Genomic DNA, 18,851 nt, shown 5'->3' on the forward strand with positions numbered 1-18,851 from the left:
CCTGGCTCGCTACACGGTGGGCAGCCAGTCCACCCGCCCGGCCAGCAGCCCGTACCCGACGAAGGCCACGATGTCGAGAAGCGCGTGCGCCACCACCAGCGGACCCACCCGCCCCCAGCGGCGGTAGAGGTAGACGAAGACGACGCCCATCACGACGTTGCCGACGAAGCCACCGATGCCCTGGTACAGGTGGTACGAGCCGCGCAGCACCGAACTCGCCACGAGCGCGGCCATCGGCGACCACCCCAACTGCCCGAGCCGGCGCAGCAGATAGCCGACGACGATGACCTCCTCCAGTACGGAGTTCTGCACCGCCGACAGGATCAGCACCGGGTACTTCCACCACACGTCCGGCAGCGACTCGGGCACCACGGTCAGATTGAAGCCGGCGCCCCGCGCCGCGAGGTAGAACGCGAGCCCCGCGCTGCCGATCCCGGCCGCGACCAGCGCGCCCCTCCCGAGGTCGGGCCAGGGGCGGGTCCGGTCGAAGCCGATCGACCGCATCCCCGCGCCCTCCCGCAGCAGCAGATGCGCGACGAGCACGACCGGAACGAGCGCCGTGGCGATGCCGAAGAGCTGCCAGGCCAGATCGAGCCACGGCCGCCCGGGCGCGTACGAGCTGTTGAGCGTCGCCGCCTGTTCCTTCAGACCGCCGGGCTTCGTCAGCGAACCGACGAAGCTGATGAGGGACGACAGGGCGCTCGCGCCGAGCGACAGCGCCAGGACGATCAGGGTCTCGGACCGCAGGATCCCGCGCGGAAGGCCGCCGGGCGGCAGGGCATCAGGCACCACTCGTTGATCCGACACCACACCTGTCTCCACTTCCCCATCGCTTTCCGGGTACGGAGATCATGCGTGACGGCCCCTGCCGCGCGCCATTCCGAAGGGCTACCCGATCCCCACCGGCCAGCGGTGCACCGGCTCGCCGCCCCGCATCAGCTCGGCGTACCGGCGGGTCGTGGCCGCGAGCGCCGTCTCGCGGTCGAGGCCGGACTCCAGCGCCTTGTGGAAGGTGTCGGCCTGCCAGGACGCGCCGTTGACCCGCCCCCGGCACCGTTCCTCGATGACCCCGAGGTAGAAGTCCCGGTCCGCGGGCTCGACGTGCCAGGCGTCGAGCCCGGCCGCCGCCAGCGGCAGCAGTTCGTCGAGGACGAGCCGTACCGCCGGTACGGCGGCCACCCCGCCCGAACGCCCGGGACGCGGCCAGCGCAGCTCCGCGTCGATGCCGTGGCGACACGCGGTGTCGAAGTTCGCGGCGGCGTCCTCGAAGGGCAGCCGCTTCCAGACCGGCCGGGTGTCCTCGGCAAGGGCTCGCACCAGGCCGTAGTAGAAGGCCGCGTTGGCGACGACGTCGGTGACGGTCGGCCCGGCCGGCAGTACCCGGTTCTCCACCCGCAGGTGCGGGACTCCGTCGACCCAGCCGTAGACCGGCCGGTTCCAGCGGTACACGGTCCCGTTGTGCAGGACCAGCTCCTGCAGCCGCGGCACACCGCCCTGGTCCAGGACGCGGAGCGGGTCCTCCTCGTCGCAGATGGGCAGCAGGGCGGGGAAGTACCGGAGGTTCTCCTCGAAGAGGTCGTACGCGGAGTCCACCCACCGCTCCCCGAACCAGGTCCGCGGCCGCACCCCCTGCGCCTGGAGCTCGGGCGGCCGGGTGTCCGTGGCCTGGGTGAAGAGCGGCGGCCTGGACTCGCGCCACAGCTCGCGGCCGAAGAGGAACGGCGAGTTGGCGCCGACGGCGATCTGGACCGCCGCCACGGCCTGCGCCGCGTTCCACACCGCGGCGAACCGGGCGGGCGTGACCTGGAGGTGCAGCTGCACGGACGTACAGGCCGCCTCGGGCACGATCGACGTGGCCGTGCAGGTCAGCTGCTCCACGCCGTGGATGTCGAGGGTGAAATCCTCTCCCCTGGCGGCGACGATCTGGTCGTTGAGGAGGGTGTACCGGTCGACGGCCGACAGGTTCTCGGAGACGAGATCATCCTGTGCCAGCGTCGGCAGAATTCCGATCATGAGGACGCCCGCGTCGAGTTCGCGGGCCTTGCGGTCGGCATATCCCAGACCGGTCCTGAGTTCCTCGGCGAGTCGGTCGAAAACGCGGCCGCCGAGCCGGTGGGGGGCGATGTTCACCTCAAGGTTGAACATTCCCAGTTCCGTCTGGAAATCCGGGCTCGCGATCCGTTCAAGGACGGCACCATTCACCATCCTGGGCATGCCGTCGGCGCCAGCGAGATTGAGTTCGATCTCCAGGCCCATCAGATTCCTCGGCCGGTCGAACCGCTTCTCCGCCAGGAGCCTCGCGAGCCCCGCCAGGCACTGCTGGAGCTTCCTGCGGTATCGCTGCCGATCGGACAGGTCGAACCCGTCCGCCACGACCTTCTCCCCCATGGAAGCGTCCCTTCCGATCGGGCGGCCACGGCGACGGCCGCGCGCGTCACGGACGATGATGCCCATCCGATTGATCCATAACGCCTGCGAACCGCCCTCGTTGAACGATAGGCTGGAACGAGCAATCGCCCGGCACGCCCCGCAGGCATCCGGCAATGGACATATTCCGCGACCATATTCAACGAATGCGTGGGGTCGATATCCGGCCGTCCGCTCCGGTGAAGTCCTCGCAGGCAGACGACCGGCGCCCGCCGCACATACGATGAATCGCCCTCGGAACGAGGCCTGATGAGGCCTTGCCCGCAATATCGGCGACCGCTAGCGGAAACTCCGTGTGAACACGTCTCGTATAAACTCCGCGAACGAGGCAGAGTGTTGGCACCCGGCCATGGCTTCATGGCCCCTTCGGCCCGGCAGCCCACAGCGCCGTCGTACCTGCCCACGCGCCACCGTGTCTCCTGAGTGAGAGGCGACCCATCATGCTCCGACCCTCCCCGGCCCCCGCGCCGGCCCTGCGCAGTGTCCTCGCGGCCCTCGGTTCCCCCACCGCGGTCAACGAGGCGCGAACTCCCGCCCTGCGGGCGGCCCAGGGGCCGCTGAGCCCCGAGCTTCCCCTGCCCGTCCACGTCCTCGACGTACGGGACCAGGTCGTCGACGTACGGGACCAGGTCACCCCGTCCGGACAGGCCCCGCGTACGCGGCTGGTCGGCTGGCGCTTCCTGATCCGGGGCACCGACCGGGCGGTCGCCGCCGCCGACACCATGATCACCCCCGACGGCTGGTCCTTCTCGCACTTCTTCGAAGGCCCCTACCTCACCGCCACCGAACGCGCCCTGCTCCAGGCCGAGGCGCTGCCCACGACGTACCAGCCGAGGCTGCTGTCCGTACCCGAGTTGTACATGCTGACGCTCTGGCTGCACGGCGACACGGAGTCCGACGGCGCGTCGTCCTCGCCCGACCCGGCCGACCTGCTGATCCCGCTCGCCCCGGCACCGCCCGGCATCGCGGCGCACCGGCCGCACCTGGTCGCCGACCTGCTGCCCGTCCTCACCCTGCGGCTGGCGCCCCCGCCGCTGTTCGGCACCCCGGCGCCCGCCTGAACCACTCCACGGCGAGCGCCCGTCACGCCCCGCGGCCACCCAGGCCGCGGGGCGCACTGCCGTCCGAGCGCGCCCCGGGAGCGCGGACCGATGCCGAACGGGCTCCTCGAACACCCCTCCCCGTACGGACTAGCCCACCAGGGCTACCCCGAACCACCCGAAGGGACCGCCCAGTTGAGCTGAACCGCCCGCGCGGGTGATACGTCTTCATGCAGTAGGAAGAGCTGCCGCGAAATACCTGCGGATCGCCGTCCGTAGGGGAAGACTGGACCAACCGAACCGACAACGGGGGGCGGCCATGAGCACCGAACCGAGCCGCAGGACGACACACACACTCACCACGACGCAGCGAAAGAACCCATCCATGTGCCAGCACCAGCCCGCCTGTCCCACCGCCGAATCCGCAGACCGGGAGGCGGCCCGCATGACGGCGCACCACCCGGAGCAGGGCTGGAGCCTGCTGTGCAACGGGGTCCTGCTCTTCGAGGACACCGGTGAACTGCTGCCGGACGGCCAGATCATCGCCCCGCACCGCCCGCTGACGGCGGGCCGGGTGACGACCGCCGCCTGAGCGCCTGAAGCGACAGGGCGGTACGTCGGGCACGACACCGTACGAGGGACACGCAAGGGCCGGCCCGGAGAGCAACTCTCCGAACCGGCCCTGACTCATGTCCGCGTCGTCGCGCTAGTTGTCGTACTCGTCCAGCGGCGGGCAGGAGCAGACGAGGTTGCGGTCGCCGAACGCGCCGTCGATCCGGCGGACCGGCGGCCAGTACTTGTCCGCGGCCGAGACACCGGCCGGGAAGACCGCCTCGTCACGGGTGTACGGGTGGTTCCACTCGCCGCCGAGCGCGGCGGCCGTGTGCGGGGCGTTGGCCAGCGGGTTGTCCCCGGCCGGCCACTCGCCCGACGCGACCTTCTCGATCTCGCCGCGGATGGCGATCATCGTGTCGCAGAAGCGGTCGAGCTCGGTGAGGTCCTCGGACTCGGTCGGCTCGATCATCAGCGTGCCGGCCACCGGGAACGACATCGTCGGCGCGTGGAAGCCGTAGTCGATCAGGCGCTTGGCGATGTCGTCGACGCTGACGCCGGTCGCCTTGGACAGCGGGCGCAGGTCGACGATGCACTCGTGGGCGACGAGCCCGGCCGGACCGGTGTAGAGCACCGGGTAGTGCGGCTCCAGGCGCTTGGCGATGTAGTTCGCCGCGAGCACGGCCACCTGCGTGGCGCGCTTGAGGCCCTCGCCACCCATCAGCCGCACGTACGACCACGAGATCGGCAGGATGCCGGCCGAGCCCCACGGGGCGGCCGAGATCGGGCCGACGCCCGTCTCCGGACCGGCGGTCGGCTGGAGCGGGTGGTTCGGCAGGTACGGGGCGAGGTGCGCGCGCACACCGACAGGCCCGACACCAGGACCGCCACCACCGTGCGGAATGCAGAAGGTCTTGTGCAGATTCAGATGCGAGACATCGCCACCGAACTTGCCCGGCTTGGCGAGCCCGACCAGCGCGTTGAGGTTGGCGCCGTCGACGTACACCTGGCCGCCGGCGTCGTGGACCTCGCCGCAGATGTCGGCGACGTGCTCCTCGAACACACCGTGCGTGGACGGGTAGGTGATCATCAGCACGGACAGCTCGTCGCGGTACTGCTCGATCTTGGCGCGCAGGTCCGCGATGTCGACCTCGCCGTCGTCGGCGGTCTTGACGACGACGACCTTCATGCCGGCCATCACGGCGGAGGCGGCGTTGGTGCCGTGCGCCGAGGACGGGATCAGACAGACGGTGCGCTGCTCGTCACCGTTGGCACGGTGGTAGGCGCGGACCGCCAGCAGACCGGCCAGCTCGCCCTGCGAACCGGCGTTGGGCTGGATCGACACCTTGTCGTAGCCGGTGACCTCGGCGAGGCGCTCCTCCAGCTCGGTGATGAGCGTGAGGTAGCCCTGCGCCTGCTCGACCGGGGCGAAGGGGTGGATCTGACCGAACTCGGGCCAGGTCACCGGCTCCATCTCGGTGGTCGCGTTCAGCTTCATGGTGCAGGAGCCGAGCGGGATCATGCCGCGGTCGAGCGCGTAGTCGCGGTCGGCGAGCTTGCGCAGGTAGCGCAGCATCGACGTCTCGGAACGGTGCGCGTGGAAGACCGGGTGCGTGAGGTACGCGTCGGAGCGCAGCAGCCCGGCGGGCAGCGCCTCCTCGGTGGCCACGTCCAAGGCCTCGATGTCGGCGTCGGTGACACCGAAGGCGGCCCAGACGGCGGCGATCTGCGCGCGCCCGGTGGTCTCGTCGCAGGAGGCCGACACGTGGTCGGCGTCGACGAGGTACAGGTTGACGCCGGCCTCGCGGGCGGCGGCGACGGCCTCGGCGGCCTTGCCGGGCACGCGGACGGTGACGGTGTCGAAGAAGGAGCCGTGGACGACCTCGACGCCACCGGCGGTGAGACCGGCGGCAAGGAGCGAGGCGTACCGGTGGACACGCTGGGCGATCTGCTTCAGCCCGTCCGGCCCGTGGTAGACGGCGTACATGCCGGCCATGACGGCGAGCAGCACCTGCGCGGTGCAGATGTTGCTGGTGGCCTTCTCGCGGCGGATGTGCTGCTCGCGGGTCTGCAGGGCCAGGCGGTACGCCCGGTTGCCGTCGGCGTCGACGGAGACACCGACGAGGCGGCCGGGCAGCGAGCGGGCGTGCTTGTCCTGGACGGCCATGTAGCCGGCGTGCGGTCCGCCGAAGCCCATGGGCACACCGAACCGCTGCGTGGTCCCCACAGCGATGTCGGCCCCGAGGGAGCCGGGCGAGGTGAGCAGGGTGAGCGCAAGCAGATCCGCAGCGACCGTGACGATCGCGCCCAGCTCGTGGGCAGCGTCGATCAGCGGCTTGATGTCCCGCACGGCACCGGAGGCGCCGGGGTACTGGATCAGCACACCGAAGACACCGCGCTCGGCGACCTCGGCCGGAATGCCGGCCGAGAGGTCGGCGACGACGACCTCGACACCGGTCGGCTCGGCTCGGGTCTCGATGACGGCGACGGTCTGCGGCAGGACGTCGGCGTCGACGAGGAAGACACCGTTCTTGACCTTGCCGACACGGCGGGCGAGCGCCATGGCCTCGGCGGCCGCGGTGCCCTCGTCGAGGAGGGAGGCGCCGGAGGTCGGCAGACCGGTGAGGTCGGCGACCATGGTCTGGAAGTTGAGCAGCGCCTCGAGGCGCCCCTGCGAGATCTCGGGCTGGTACGGCGTGTAGGCGGTGTACCAGGCCGGGTTCTCCATGACGTTCCGCAGGATCACAGGCGGAGTGAAGGTCCCGTAGTACCCCAGGCCGATCATCGGCGCGAGAACCTGATTGCGGTCGGCGAGCTCACGCAGCTCGGCGAGGACCTCGGCCTCGGTACGGGCCGCGGGCAGACCGAGGGCCTCGGCGTTCTTGATCACGTCCGGCACGGCGGCGGCCGTGAGCTCGTCGAGGGAGCCGTAGCCGACCTGCGCGAGCATCTTGGCCCGGGCTTCGGCGTCGGGCCCGATGTGCCGCTGCTCGAACGGGATGCCCTGTTCGAGTTCGGAGAGCGAAATGCGGTGGGCGGTCATGTACGGAGGCCTCCTGGTCGTCACGACCTGCGAGGGGCACCACGGCGCGGGTGCCCGGACGGCCTCCCCCTCTGTCATCTCAACCTGAGAGTTTCACCGGCACGCCAAAGGCACGCCGGTTTTCACCGTCGGTGAGAGCGGACGCCGTCGGACCTCCGCTCTGCTTTCCAGAGTGACCTCGTCCATGCGGTACGGGTGCCTGAGAGATTCCGGGGAGGATTTGCTCCTTCGGCGCCTCCGAAAGGTTTCTCCGGAGGACTCTCCCGCACGGGGTCGACAGCCACAGCCAGCCTACCAGCGCGGTTCCGACTCCCATCGCTCAAGTGGCCGACATCCCAGATGTGCACTTTCGTAGTCTTTGTAGAGCAGTTGCGACCTGTTGGAGGGACCGTGCAGACCGACATCGATCCGCGCAGCCTGATCGGCCGCAAGGCGTTCGACCGCAACGGACACAAGATCGGCACCGTGGACGAGGTGTACCTGGACGACGCGACGGGAGTCCCCGAGTGGGCGGCGGTCCGCACGGGCCTCTTCGGCCGGGACGCGTTCGTCCCCCTTGAGCCGAGCGAACTGGTCGAGGACGGCCTCCACATCCCGTACGAACGCGCCCTGATCAAGGACGCCCCGGACTTCGGCGTGGGCCGCCACCTCTCCCCGGAACAAGAACTCCAGCTCTACCGCCACTACAGCCTGTCCCTCCCCCCGTCCCCGCCGCCGGACCACGACTTCGGCCGCCTGGCAGGCCAGGACGACACCTGACCCACCCCACCCGCAGCCACACACCCCTGCCCTCCCACCCACGGCACCCGCCGACACCGACCCCAAGGCAGGCCGCCTAGCGCCGCCGGCCGCACCGGAGACCGCTCGAAGCCATCCGCCCACCGGAACGGCTTCCGCCGCCGGGCCAACACCGGCGCCCTCCCAGTCGCACCGGAGACCACCCACCCCAGCCGCACACCGCCCGAGCCGTCACCGACGCTTCCCCGGGCAGGGCCCGCACCTGTGCTCTCCCAGTCACACCATGTGACACACGGGAGACCACCGCCCCAGCCACACACCGCCCGGGACGCCCCCGACGCCCGCCCCCTGCCCCCTGGCACCGTCTGCCGCGGCGGCGCGACCGCACACGCCCCTCAGCACGCCGCAACGGCCGCCGCCGGCGCCCACCCGCAGGCCCCGGCCCTCTGCCCCACCCGCACCATCGGCCGCGCCGGAAACGAGCGCCCCCACCCCCGCACCGCCACAGCCGCCAACGGCGTGCATCCCCCACAGGCAGACCCGCACCTCTGCCCTCCCACCCGCACGGGTGGTGCGGGTGGGGACTCCAGCCCGGCCGGAGGCCGGGCGCACGACCGGCTAGGCGACCGCCGCCGTACCCTCCCCGCCCCCCACCAGCGGCAGCGCCTCCCCCGCCTCGAGCTCCGGATCGTCGACGAGAAACGTCCGCACCCGCCCCGGCGCCGACCCCGGCTGCTCGAAGCGCACGGTGACCCGCCCCACCCCGCTCCCCTGCACCCACCCGGCGCCGTACACGACGTGCCGTACGTCGTGCCCAGGCGCCCATCTCCGCTCAGCGACAGCAGCAGCAGCGGCCGCAGCCGCAGCCGCCGGCTCCTCCCCCTCCGCAACGCCGCCCTCACCCACAGGCACCTCATCCTCATCCTCCCCACCCGCCCCCCGCGACTCCTCCGCCGCCTGCGCGAACAGGTCCTCCTGCGTGTAGTCCGCCAGCCCACTCACCCCCACGCCCAGCAACCGCACCCCACCCGTCGTGTCCACCCCCTCCAGCAGCCGCCCCGCCGCCTCCCGCACCACCAGCGGATCGTCCGTGGGCCCCCGCAACGTCTCCGAGCGCGTCAGCGTCGAGAAGTCGAAGCGCCGCACCTTCAGCACGATCGTCCGCCCCGAGTGCCCCGAAGCCCGCAGCCGCCCCACGCACCGCTCGGCGAGCCGCTCCACCTCGATCCGGATCCGCACCCGGTCGTGCAGGTCCACGTCGAACGTGTCCTCGACCGACACCGACTTCGCGTCCCTCTCGGCCACCACGGGCCGATCGTCGTACCCCTGGGCCATCCGGTACAGGGAGGCACCGTGCGCCCGCCCCAGCAGCCGTACAAGCTCGTCCTCGCCCGCTTCCGCGAGGTCCGACACCGTCGTCATCCCGGCCCGCCGCAGATGCTCCCCGGTGGCCGGCCCGACCCCCGGCAGGATCCGCACGGACTTCGGCCCCAGCAGCTCCCGCTCGGTCCCCGGCTCTATGAGCACCAGGCCATCCGGCTTCGCCTCCTCGGAGGCGATCTTGGCGAGCATCTTGGACCCCGCGAGCCCCACCGACCCCGTCAGCCCCGTGGTGGCGAGAATGTCCCTGCGCAGCCGCTCACCGGCCTCCCGTGCGGTCCCGCTGTCGTCCGCCACACCCCCGGCCTCCAGGTCCACGAAGGCCTCGTCCAGGCTCAGCGGCTCCACGAGCGGCGAGAGGCGCCCGAGCAGCTCCATGACCTGCTCGCTGATCGCCCGGTAGAAGCCGAAGCGCGGCACAAGATAGGCGGCGTTGGGCGCGAGCCGCCGCGCCTGCCCCATCGGCATCGCGGAGTGCACGCCGAAACGCCGTGCCTCGTACGACGCCGTGGCCACGACCCCGCGCGGCCCGAGCCCCCCGACGACCACCGGTTTTCCGCGCAGACTGGGCTTCGCCGCCTGCTCGGCGGCGGCGAAGAAGGCATCCATGTCGAGATGCAGAATCGTCGGCGCGGCTCTCACATCTCCGATGCTGCCCTACGCCACTGACAATCGACCCGCACTCACGTACGGACGCGCCACAGAGGCCAACACAAGCCCCGCCGCACCCCGCCGGCCGGAACAGCCACAAGCCCCGCCCCACCACCGGCAGACGAATGAACGCTCAAACCGCCCGGTCGCGCCGCCGCCGAGCGAGCTCGTCGCCCGGGTTGTGCCCGATGAGCGTCTCGCCGGTGTCGATCCGCTCCCCGTGCAGCTGCGACAGCGCCGCCTCCACGTCCCGCCAGACCACGCCCACGGCGATGCCGAAGACGCCCTGGCCTCCCTGAAGCAGGTCCACGACCTCGTCCGGCGAGGAGCACTCGTACACCGTCGCGCCGTCGCTCATCAGCGTCATCCGCTCCAGATCGCGGAAGCCACGGGCCCGCAGGTGCTGGACGGCGGCCCGGATGTTCTGCAGCGCGACTCCGGTGTCCAGGAAGCGCTTGACGATCTTGAGAACGACGACGTCGCGGAAGCTGTAGAGCCGCTGCGTCCCCGACCCGTACGCGGGCCGCACACTCGGCTCGACGAGCCCCGTACGCGCCCAGTAGTCCAATTGGCGGTAGGTGATCCCCGCCGCCGCGCACGCGGTCGGCCCCCGGTACCCCACCGTGTCCGTACCGGTCGCGGCACCCGCCGCGGAACCCGGCGTACCTGCGACACCCATGCCCGCACTCGCGTCGGTCCCGAAGTCGCCCACACTGCCGTGAAGCGGATACGGACCGCTTTCCCCGGGCGCGCGCCCGAGGGAGCCCCCTGCCGTACCGTCGCCGCTGCTCATCACGCCGACCCTCCGTCCTTGACCTGCCCACACGAAGGTAGGCAGTCACTCGGGGTGCGTCAACGATCGCCACACTCGGCACGCCGAGTGATAATCACCCTGAGAGTGGTTTCCCGTGTCCCTCTCCGGGGAAAGGCTATCCGAATGCGCTGATGCCGCCCCGCGCAAGACGGCCGAAACCCAGCCCTGGCGCGCCCGCCGGCAACACCCTCACCAGGCCGGGCCGCAATTAACCAGGCACCTCACCAGCACCAGCACCAAGCCGGCCGGCAGCTCACTGACTACTGGACCCGAAGTCCTCCGGCGAGATCTGGTCGAGGAACTCGCGGAACTTCTCCACCTCGTCCTCCTGCTCGTCCGGAATCGCGATACCGGCGTCGTCCAGCACGCCGTCACTGCCGAAGATCGGCGTCCCGGTGCGCAGGGCCAGCGCTATCGCGTCGGACGGCCTGGCGCTCACCTCGACGCCGCTGGCGAAGACCAGCTCCGCGTAGAAGACACCTTCACGGAGATCGGTGATGCGGACCTCGGTGAGCTCCTGGCCCACCGCTTCAAGGACGTCCTTGAAAAGGTCGTGCGTCAGCGGCCTGGCAGGGGCCATGCCCTGCTGGGCGAAGGCGATCGCGGTCGCCTCCCCCGGTCCGATCCAGATGGGGAGGTACCGATCGCCTCCCACTTCACGCAGGAGCACGATCGGTTGGTTCGAGGGCATTTCGACCCGGACACCCACAACGTCGAGCTCGTTCACACAGCAACCCTAGGACGTGCCCGACCGGTTTGGGTAGTCGGGCCCCCACAAGATCACTGCAGCCGGAGCCCGAGCGCGGTCTGGACCAGTGCCGCGTGCAGCCGTACGGAGAGCCCGGCGAGCTCCTTCGCAGTGGCCTCCGCATGGGCCCTGGTCTGCGGGTTACGGTGCCGGCGCAGCGGCGCCACCATCTGCTCGACGAGCCCCGCCTCCCGATCGGCGGCCGCTTTGACCGCCCGGAGATGTCGCGGCTCCAGACCGAATCTCCCCAGATCCGCGACAAGTCTGGCGACGGTGACGGCCTCGGAGTCGTACCCGCCGTCGGGCCCCGGAGCGATGAGTCCGTACGACTCCCACTCCACGAGCTCCTCCTCCGTGACCTCGGCGGCCGCGAGCAGCTCGGCCCGCCCCACACGCGCGGCGGTCGGACGGTCACCGTCCGCGTCCCACGCGCCGTCCAGGAGATCCCGCTGGGGGCTGGGAGCGGGAAGCATGACCTGCTCACCCCGGGCGAGGGCGTCGAGATGCTCCCGGATGACCTTCAGCGGAAGATAGTGGTCACGCTGCATCCGCAGGATCTGAGCGAGCCGCTCCACGTCCTGCGGGCTGAACTTCCGATACCCGGAGGCCGTCCGCCGGGGCTCGACAAGCCCCTCGGCCTCCAGGAACCGGATCTTCGAGATGGTCACTTCGGGAAACTCGTCGCGCAGCTGGTTCAGCACCGTCCCGATGCTGACCAGCCGGTCGCCCGCGGTGGCGGTGCCGTGACCGGCACCGCCCGTCGGTGTTCTCAGCATGGACCTTCCCTGAAGAGTTCCCCGAGGCGTCACATACCTCGCTGGCTCGAGTAGAAGACCAGCCGGTACTTGCCGATCTGCACCTCGTCGCCGTTGGACAGAACGACCGAGTCGATCGGCTCACGGTTGACGTACGTGCCGTTGAGGCTGCCGACATCGGCGACGGTGAAGCTGCCGTCCTGCGCCCGGCGGAACTCAACGTGGCGCCGCGAGACGGTGACGTCGTCGAGGAAGATGTCGCTCTGCGGGTGACGGCCGGCCGTGGTCAGCTCGCCGTCCAGCAGGAAGCGGCTGCCCGAGTTCGGTCCCCGGCGCACCACGAGGAGCGCCGATCCGGCAGGCAGCGCCTCGACGGCCGCCAGCGCCTCGGGCGACAGGTTCGGCAGCTGCGTCTGACCCGTGACCTCGGCGTCGTACGCCTCGAGGCCGGAGATCGAGATCGTCGACGTCGTCTCGGACGGGCGCTCCACGTTCGCCCCGCCCCGCAGCGGCGTGCCGCAGTGGGAGCAGAAACGGCTGTCCGCGGCATTGCGGTGACCGCACCTCGTACACACCGGCATGGACGCGTCCTCCCGCCGCGGCTGACCCGCAGAGGTCTGGGTCGCGTACGGGTCGGGGGTGAACCCTCCACCCGTACTTGAGGTTGATGGTTCTCCGAAACCTATGCGCCCGGCACCGGCAGGGTCAACAGACGACGCGCCCTGGCCGCCGACCTCGTCACGGAAGAGCGGGCGCTCGCCACCCTGCTCATCCTCGCTCTGGGCGTGGCGCGGCGCGCGGTGCTTGGCGTTGCCGCCGTCCTCGCGTGCGCTCTTGCCGAACAACTTCGCAAAAAAACTCACGGGCGATTCCCCTTGACCGAAACAGACCCGCCCGTGGGGCAGGACGAACCCTGAATGAACACACCTGCCGACCCGGACATCCTCACAACGTCCGTATCCACCCGACAGTTTCCACCACGCACCACGCTTGTGGTGCGGCGACCCCCCGCAACGCCATCCCCATGTCGCGCGGCTGCCATGGCCCCCCGCCTCACTGGGAGGACGACTGAGCGTAGTCAGGCCGCTTCGCGGGTCGCAAGGCATCCACGACGATCTTCTGGGACCGGGCCACGGTCGCGGTGGCCTGCTCCTTCTCCAGCGTCTGCACGACTCCACCGGGGATGTTGAGCGCGGGCTCGAGATCCTCGGGCTTGCCGATGACCTTGAAGACGTACGGAGCGGTCACCTTCGTTCCATCGATCTCTATGTCGTCGCCGGTTCCCGAGAAGTAGGTGTCCGTGACAACCCGTACATCGTTGATCTGGATCGCCTCGGCGCCGGCGGCGCGCAGCTCCTGGATCGCGTCCAGCAGCATGTCGGACTCGACGGCCGCCGCGGCCCCACGGATGGTGAGCGTGATCCCCGGGCCCTCCGCAGCGACAGTTCCGGCCAGGATGCCGAGCTGGCGCTCCTTCTCCTGGGTCTGCTTGCGCGCCTCCTCGGCCTGGTCCGAGCTGGACTCGAGCTCCGAGCGCTGCGTCTCCAGGCGCGCCTTCTCGTCCTCCAGGCGCTGCGTGCGGTCGTCGAGCTCGTCGAGGATGCGGACCAGGTCCTCCTGGCGTGCCCCACGCAGCGCGCTGTTGTCGCTGGTGGAGCGGACCTGGATGGCGAGACCCAGACCGAGGACGAACAGCAGCAGGGCGACGATGAGTTGGGCCCGGCTCACGCGCGGCGGCCACAGGCCGGCGGCAAGCCGCTGCCGCCCGGTCAGCTCCTTCTCAGGAGCGGCGGCGGCCGAGGAGGCCTCGGGCGTGGGCCGGTCGTCGTCAGGGTTCTCCGGGGTACCGGCCGGCGTCACATCGTTGCTCATCGGTGTCACGCCCGGAAGACGTGCCGCCGGATGGCGGCGGCGTTGGAGAAGATACGGATGCCGAGCACGACGACCACACCCGTCGACAGCTGCGCGCCGACGCCCAGCTTGTCACCGAGGAAGACGATCAGCGCGGCCACCACGACGTTCGACAGGAAGGAGACCACGAAGACCTTGTCGACGAAGATCCCGTCGAGCATGGCCCGCAGACCGCCGAAGACCGCGTCCAGGGCGGCGACCACGGCGATCGGAAGATAGGGCTCGACCACCGCCGGAACCTCGGGACGGACCAACAGTCCGACCACGACTCCCACGATCAGGCCCAGTACGGCGATCAAGATGTGCCCTTCCCTGTGTCGGCCGTGGCCTGCCCGGTGGCCTTGGCCGCCCCGGCTCCCCTCGGCTCTGCTGTACGTACGATCAGGCTCGGCGCGGCCGGCAGACGCACATCGGTCTCGGCCGAGATGCTGGTGCGGATCCCGAAGTTCTCCTGCAGCGCGTGCAGATACTGCCCGTCGGCGCTGTCCTGGAACGCGGTGCTCAACCGCTGCCCGTCCCCCACCGCGAGCACCGTGTACGGCGGCACCAGCGGCTTGTTGTCGACCAGTATGGCGTCGCCCGCCGCCCGGATCGCGGACAGCGACGTCAGCCGCTGGCCGTTGATCGAGACCGCCTCGGCACCCGACTCCCACAGTCCGTTGACGACCCGCTGCATGTCACGGTCGCGGACCCGCCCGGTGTCCTCCGAGAACCCGCCGCTCTCGCGAGGCCCTCCACCGCCGGTCTCGGCGCCCTTGGCGTCGTCGATCACGAGCTTCACACCGGGACCGTGCACGGGCGTCGCGCCCGAGAGCAACGCCACCAGCTCGGCCTGGTCACCGCCGTGCTGTTCGAGCGCCTTGCGCTGCCGCTCCCCGACCTCGACCCGGATCTTCTCGACGTCCTCCTCCAGCCTGTCGGCCGCGGTGGTGTCCGCCTCGATCCGGTCGATGAGCTCCTGCCGCTCCTTGGCGACGACAGGGGCGGAGATCCGCGCCTCCGCCGCGCCCACGGTCACCACTGCGGCGGCCAGGACGAGACCCGCCGCGAGGCCCAGCTTGGCCCGGAGCGTACGGGGAAGTCCGCCGCCCTCGGCGGCGCGCCGGGCCGAGGCCTCGGCATAGCCGTCGTCGAGCGCGTGGTCCATCACGTTGTTCAGCAGCGACATGGACGCGTCCGGACGCGGTGGTGGTGTTCCGGTGCTCCGAACGGGGTGCTGCTGCGACATGCCGCACATCGTCGCACGTCGGCGGTGCTACCGCCGAATGGCCCCACCGATGAGCCGGGCGGCGTCCGAAGGACACCACCCGGCTCAACCGTCCCACCGGTTCAGTGACCTGCGCTGTCGACCACGTTCGACCATTCGTCGAGCAGGGCCTGTGCGGAGGTGTCGTCGGGACCTTCGGCCCACAGATGAGTGACGGCCTCGGCCGGGTCGGGCAGCACCATCACCCACCGCCCATCGGCCTCGACGACCCGCACGCCGTCGGTGGTGTCCACGGACCGCTCGCCGGCCGCCTCCACCACCCGTCGCATCACGAGCCCCTTCACGGCCCACGGCGTCGCGACGTCCCGCTTCAGGACGTGCGCCCGTGGGATACGGGCATCGATCTGGCTCAGCGTGAGCTGTGTCCGCGCCACCAGACCGATGAGCCGTACGAACGCGGCGGCACCGTCGAAGACGCTGCTGAACTCCGGAATGATGAACCCGCCCCGGCCGTCGCCGCCGAAGATCGTCGACTCCTCACGACCGACCCTGGTCAGATCGTCCGGCGAGGTCGTCGTCCACTCCACCTGCGTGCCGTGGTACGCGGCGACCTGCTCGGCGATCCGTGTGGTCGTCACCGGCAGCGCCACCCGCCCGGAGCGCCGCTCGGCGGCCACCAGGTCGAGCATGACCAGGAGCGAGCGGTCGTCCTCGATGATCCGGCCCCGCTCGTCGACGAGCGAGAGCCGCTCGCCCACCGGGTCGAACCGCACCCCGAACGCGGCGCGCGCCGATGCGACGATCTCCCCGAGCCGTACGAGCCCGGCCCGCCGGGTCTCCGCCGACTCCGTCGGCCGCGACTCGTCGAGTCCCGGGTTGATCACCAACGAGTCCACCTGGAGCCGGCCGAGGAGGCTCGGCAGAACGAGCCCCGCACTGCCGTTGGACGCGTCCACGACCACCTTGAGCCCGGCCTCGGCGATCCCCGAGGTGTCGACGTTCCGCAGCAGGGAGCCCGTGTACGAGTCGAAGACGCTCGCCGGGAAGGAAAGGTCGCCGATCTCGCCCGGGAAGGCCCGCCGGTACTCCTGACGTGCGAAGACCCGGTCCAGCTTGCGCTGCCCGGCCTGCGAGAGATCCGCTCCCCGCTCGTCGAAGAACATGATGTCCACGGAGTCCGGCACACCGGGCGAGGTCCGCAGCATGATCCCGCCCGCGCTTCCCCGAGCGGTCTGCTGGCGCGCGACCGGCAGCGGTACGTTCTCCAGGTCGCGTACGTCGATGGCACTGGCCTGCAGCGCCGAGATCACGGCCCGTTTCAGGGCACGCGCGCCCCTGGAGTGGTCACGCGCGGTGGTGACCGTCGCACCCTTCTTCAGCGTCGTTGCGTACGCGCCCGCGAGCCGCACGGCCAGCTCGGGCGTGATCTCCACATTGAGGATCCCGGAGACACCGCGCGCCCCGAAGAGATGGGCCTGACCGCGCGACTCCCAGATGACGGAGGTGTTGACGAAGGCACCGGCCTCGATGGTCTTGAACGGGTAGACCCGGACGTTGCCCTGAACAATCGATTCCTCACCGATCAGGCACTCGTCCCCGATGACGGCCCCGTCCTCGATCCGGGCCGCCCGCATGACATCGGTGTTCTTCCCGATGACACAGCCGCGGAGATTGCTCTGCTGCCCGATGTAGACGTTGTCGTGGATGACGGCCTTGTGCAGGAACGCGCCACTTTTGACGACGACGTTCGACCCGATGACGGTGTGCTCACGCACCTCCGCGCCGGCCTCGACCTTGGCGTAGTCACCGATGTACAGCGGCCCGCGCAACACGGCGTCGGGGTGCACCTCGGCGCCTTCCGCGACCCACACACCGGGTGAGATCTCGAATCCGTCGAGCTCGACCTGGACCTTGCCTTCGAGCACGTCGGCCTGCGCCTTGACGTAGCTCTCGTGGGTGCCGACGTCCTCCCAGTAGCCCTCGGCGACATAGCCGTAGATGGGCTTGCCCTCCTTCATGAGCTGGGGGAAGACATCACCCGACCAGTCCACCGAGACGTCGGCCTGGACGTAGTCGAAAACCTCGGGCTCCATGACGTAGATGCCCGTGTTCACCGTGTCCGAGAAGACCTGTCCCCAGGTCGGCTTCTCCAGGAACCGCTCGACCTTGCCCTCCTCGTCCACGATCGTGATGCCGAATTCCAGCGGATTCGGCACACGGGTCAGACAGACGGTGACCAGGGCGCCCTTCTCCTTGTGGAAGGCGATCAGATCGGTGAGGTCGAAGTCGGTGAGCGCGTCCCCCGAGATGACGACGAAGGCGTCGTCCTTCAGCGCCTCCTCGGCGTTCTTCACACTCCCGGCGGTGCCGAGTGGTTTCTCCTCATTGGCATACGTGAGCTCCATTCCGAGCTCTTCGCCGTCACCGAAGTAGTTCCTGACCAGCGACGCGAGAAACTGTACGGTCACGACGGTCTCGGTGAGACCGTGCCTCTTGAGCAGTCGAAGGACATGCTCCATGATCGGCCGGTTCGCCACCGGCAGGAGAGGCTTGGGCATGCTCGAGGTCATGGGGCGAAGTCGAGTTCCTTCGCCACCGGCCATCACGACGGCCTTCATGTCGGAAGCGTCCTCCTTGAAGAGACGACGGTCCTGCCGACTTCACCTGTGTCCGCTCAGTGGGCCTCGGACGTCCTCGTTCGTGCCGGCGACGCTGCACGGCACAGGACTGACGGGCTCAATCGGCCGCGGTATCCGCCTTCACGAGTCGACGGACCTGGACCACGTAGAGGATCCCTGCCCACCAATACAGAGTTGTACCCCATCCGGCGAAGGCCCACCCGAAAACTTCGGCGAGTGACGAAAGCCAGCCCGTTCCGTCACTGAGCAGCAGCAAGGGGAACGCGTACATCAAGTTGAAAGTCGCAGCTTTACCCAGGAAGTTCACCTGCGGCGGCGGATACCCGTGCCGGCGGAGGATTCCCACCATGACCAGCAACATCAGCTCGCGGGCGAAAAGGGCGGCGGTCAGCCAGAGCGGCAGGATCTCGCGCCAGGTCAGCCCGATGAGGGTGGAGACGATGTAGAGCCGGTCAGCAGCCGGGTCGAGCAGCCGGCCGAGGCTGCTGATCTGGTTCCAGCGCCGCGCGAGCTTACCGTCGAGATAGTCGCTGACGCCACTGAGCATCAGCACGAGCAGAGCCCAGCCATCGCTGTTGGGACCGCCGAAGACAGGGCGGAGAATCAGCCACAGGAAGAGCGGCACACCCACGAGGCGAGCCATGCTCAGGATGTTGGGGATGGTGAGGACCCGGTCCGTCTGAACGCGAGTCTCCTGGACCTCCACCCGGGGGCCTCCTGTGGGAACGTGCCAATGATGCCCCCTGACCTTACCCTCAGCCACGACAGCCGGATGCACAGGGGTCGACCGGCCGCTCGTGAACGCAAAAATGCCTCAACCCCCGGACATGGTCCAGGGGTTGAGGCTAAAAATTGTTCGGCGGCGTCCTACTCTCCCACAGGGTCCCCCCTGCAGTACCATCGGCGCTGAAAGGCTTAGCTTCCGGGTTCGGAATGTAACCGGGCG

At 69.9% G+C, this 18,851-nt stretch carries 16 protein-coding genes, 1 rRNA gene and 1 riboswitch; of the genes, 3 read left to right on the forward strand and 14 right to left on the reverse strand.

What is annotated here, in order from left to right:
* Window positions 1-9 precede the first annotated feature (9 nt).
* A complete protein-coding gene (locus tag ACGFYP_RS28495; protein WP_393499295.1) occupies window positions 10-789 on the reverse strand; it encodes a CPBP family intramembrane glutamic endopeptidase in 780 nt (259 codons plus the stop codon).
* A 99-nt stretch (window positions 790-888) separates the two neighbouring features.
* A complete protein-coding gene (locus ACGFYP_RS28500) occupies window positions 889-2,388 on the reverse strand; it encodes a glutamate-cysteine ligase family protein (RefSeq protein WP_393499298.1) in 1,500 nt (499 codons plus the stop codon).
* A gap of 476 nt (window positions 2,389-2,864) precedes the next feature.
* Here ACGFYP_RS28500 and ACGFYP_RS28505 point away from each other — a divergent pair, with 476 nt between their 5' ends.
* Together ACGFYP_RS28505 and ACGFYP_RS28510 are read left to right on the forward strand one after the other, a co-directional pair.
* Window positions 2,865-3,488, forward strand: a complete 624-nt coding sequence (locus tag ACGFYP_RS28505) for a hypothetical protein (protein WP_393499357.1) — start codon at window positions 2,865-2,867, stop codon at window positions 3,486-3,488.
* 364 nt (window positions 3,489-3,852) lie between these two features.
* On the forward strand, window positions 3,853-4,059 hold the full coding sequence (locus ACGFYP_RS28510; RefSeq protein ID WP_393499301.1) for a DUF5999 family protein: 207 nt from the start codon (window positions 3,853-3,855) through the stop codon (window positions 4,057-4,059).
* 114 nt (window positions 4,060-4,173) lie between these two features.
* On the opposite strand, the gene gcvP is transcribed toward ACGFYP_RS28510, so the two are convergent.
* Entirely contained in the window at window positions 4,174-7,062 is a 2,889-nt protein-coding gene (gene gcvP / locus ACGFYP_RS28515; protein ID WP_393499305.1) for an aminomethyl-transferring glycine dehydrogenase, read from the reverse strand.
* Window positions 7,063-7,239: 177 nt separating this feature from the next.
* Window positions 7,240-7,338: riboswitch (glycine riboswitch) on the reverse strand.
* 114 nt (window positions 7,339-7,452) lie between these two features.
* Here gcvP and ACGFYP_RS28520 point away from each other — a divergent pair.
* Window positions 7,453-7,821: a PRC-barrel domain-containing protein gene (locus ACGFYP_RS28520; protein ID WP_393499308.1), complete on the forward strand. Its 369-nt coding sequence runs from the start codon at window positions 7,453-7,455 to the stop codon at window positions 7,819-7,821.
* A 597-nt stretch (window positions 7,822-8,418) separates the two neighbouring features.
* Here the strand turns inward: ACGFYP_RS28520 and ACGFYP_RS28525 are convergent.
* The 11 genes from ACGFYP_RS28525 to rrf form a co-directional block, all read right to left on the reverse strand.
* Window positions 8,419-9,822 carry a DNA polymerase IV gene (locus tag ACGFYP_RS28525; protein WP_393499311.1) on the reverse strand — a complete coding sequence of 468 codons (1,404 nt, stop codon included), beginning with the start codon at window positions 9,820-9,822 and terminating at the stop codon, window positions 8,419-8,421.
* 142 nt (window positions 9,823-9,964) lie between these two features.
* Complete coding sequence (locus tag ACGFYP_RS28530; RefSeq protein ID WP_393499314.1) at window positions 9,965-10,624, reverse strand: MerR family transcriptional regulator; 660 nt, start codon at window positions 10,622-10,624, stop codon at window positions 9,965-9,967.
* Window positions 10,625-10,898: 274 nt separating this feature from the next.
* Entirely contained in the window at window positions 10,899-11,372 is a 474-nt protein-coding gene (locus tag ACGFYP_RS28535; RefSeq protein ID WP_158985224.1) for a bifunctional nuclease family protein, read from the reverse strand.
* Between the two features lie 53 nt (window positions 11,373-11,425).
* Complete coding sequence (locus ACGFYP_RS28540; protein ID WP_393499318.1) at window positions 11,426-12,169, reverse strand: MerR family transcriptional regulator; 744 nt, start codon at window positions 12,167-12,169, stop codon at window positions 11,426-11,428.
* A 29-nt stretch (window positions 12,170-12,198) separates the two neighbouring features.
* Window positions 12,199-13,119: an FHA domain-containing protein gene (locus ACGFYP_RS28545; protein WP_393499360.1), complete on the reverse strand. Its 921-nt coding sequence runs from the start codon at window positions 13,117-13,119 to the stop codon at window positions 12,199-12,201.
* An 82-nt stretch (window positions 13,120-13,201) separates the two neighbouring features.
* A complete protein-coding gene (locus tag ACGFYP_RS28550) occupies window positions 13,202-14,020 on the reverse strand; it encodes a DUF881 domain-containing protein (protein WP_393499321.1) in 819 nt (272 codons plus the stop codon).
* A gap of 5 nt (window positions 14,021-14,025) precedes the next feature.
* Window positions 14,026-14,358 (reverse strand): small basic family protein, encoded by a 333-nt coding sequence (locus ACGFYP_RS28555; protein ID WP_015032176.1) that lies wholly within the window; start codon window positions 14,356-14,358, stop codon window positions 14,026-14,028.
* The gene (locus tag ACGFYP_RS28560) at window positions 14,355-15,287 is read right to left on the reverse strand and encodes a DUF881 domain-containing protein (protein ID WP_361969864.1); all 933 of its coding nucleotides are present in this window, start codon (window positions 15,285-15,287) and stop codon (window positions 14,355-14,357) included. The genes ACGFYP_RS28555 and ACGFYP_RS28560 overlap by 4 nt, the downstream gene beginning before the upstream one ends.
* 101 nt (window positions 15,288-15,388) lie before the next feature.
* On the reverse strand, window positions 15,389-17,884 hold the full coding sequence (locus ACGFYP_RS28565) for a mannose-1-phosphate guanyltransferase (protein ID WP_361969867.1): 2,496 nt from the start codon (window positions 17,882-17,884) through the stop codon (window positions 15,389-15,391).
* A gap of 118 nt (window positions 17,885-18,002) precedes the next feature.
* Window positions 18,003-18,611, reverse strand: coding sequence for a CDP-alcohol phosphatidyltransferase family protein (locus ACGFYP_RS28570; protein ID WP_041128159.1), 609 nt, complete (start codon window positions 18,609-18,611; stop codon window positions 18,003-18,005).
* Window positions 18,612-18,759: 148 nt separating this feature from the next.
* Window positions 18,760-18,851 (reverse strand): 5S ribosomal RNA (rrf, locus tag ACGFYP_RS28575); the annotation flags it as partial.

The sequence above is a fragment of the Streptomyces sp. NPDC048370 genome (assembly GCF_043200825.1).
Lineage (GTDB): Bacteria > Actinomycetota > Actinomycetes > Streptomycetales > Streptomycetaceae > Streptomyces.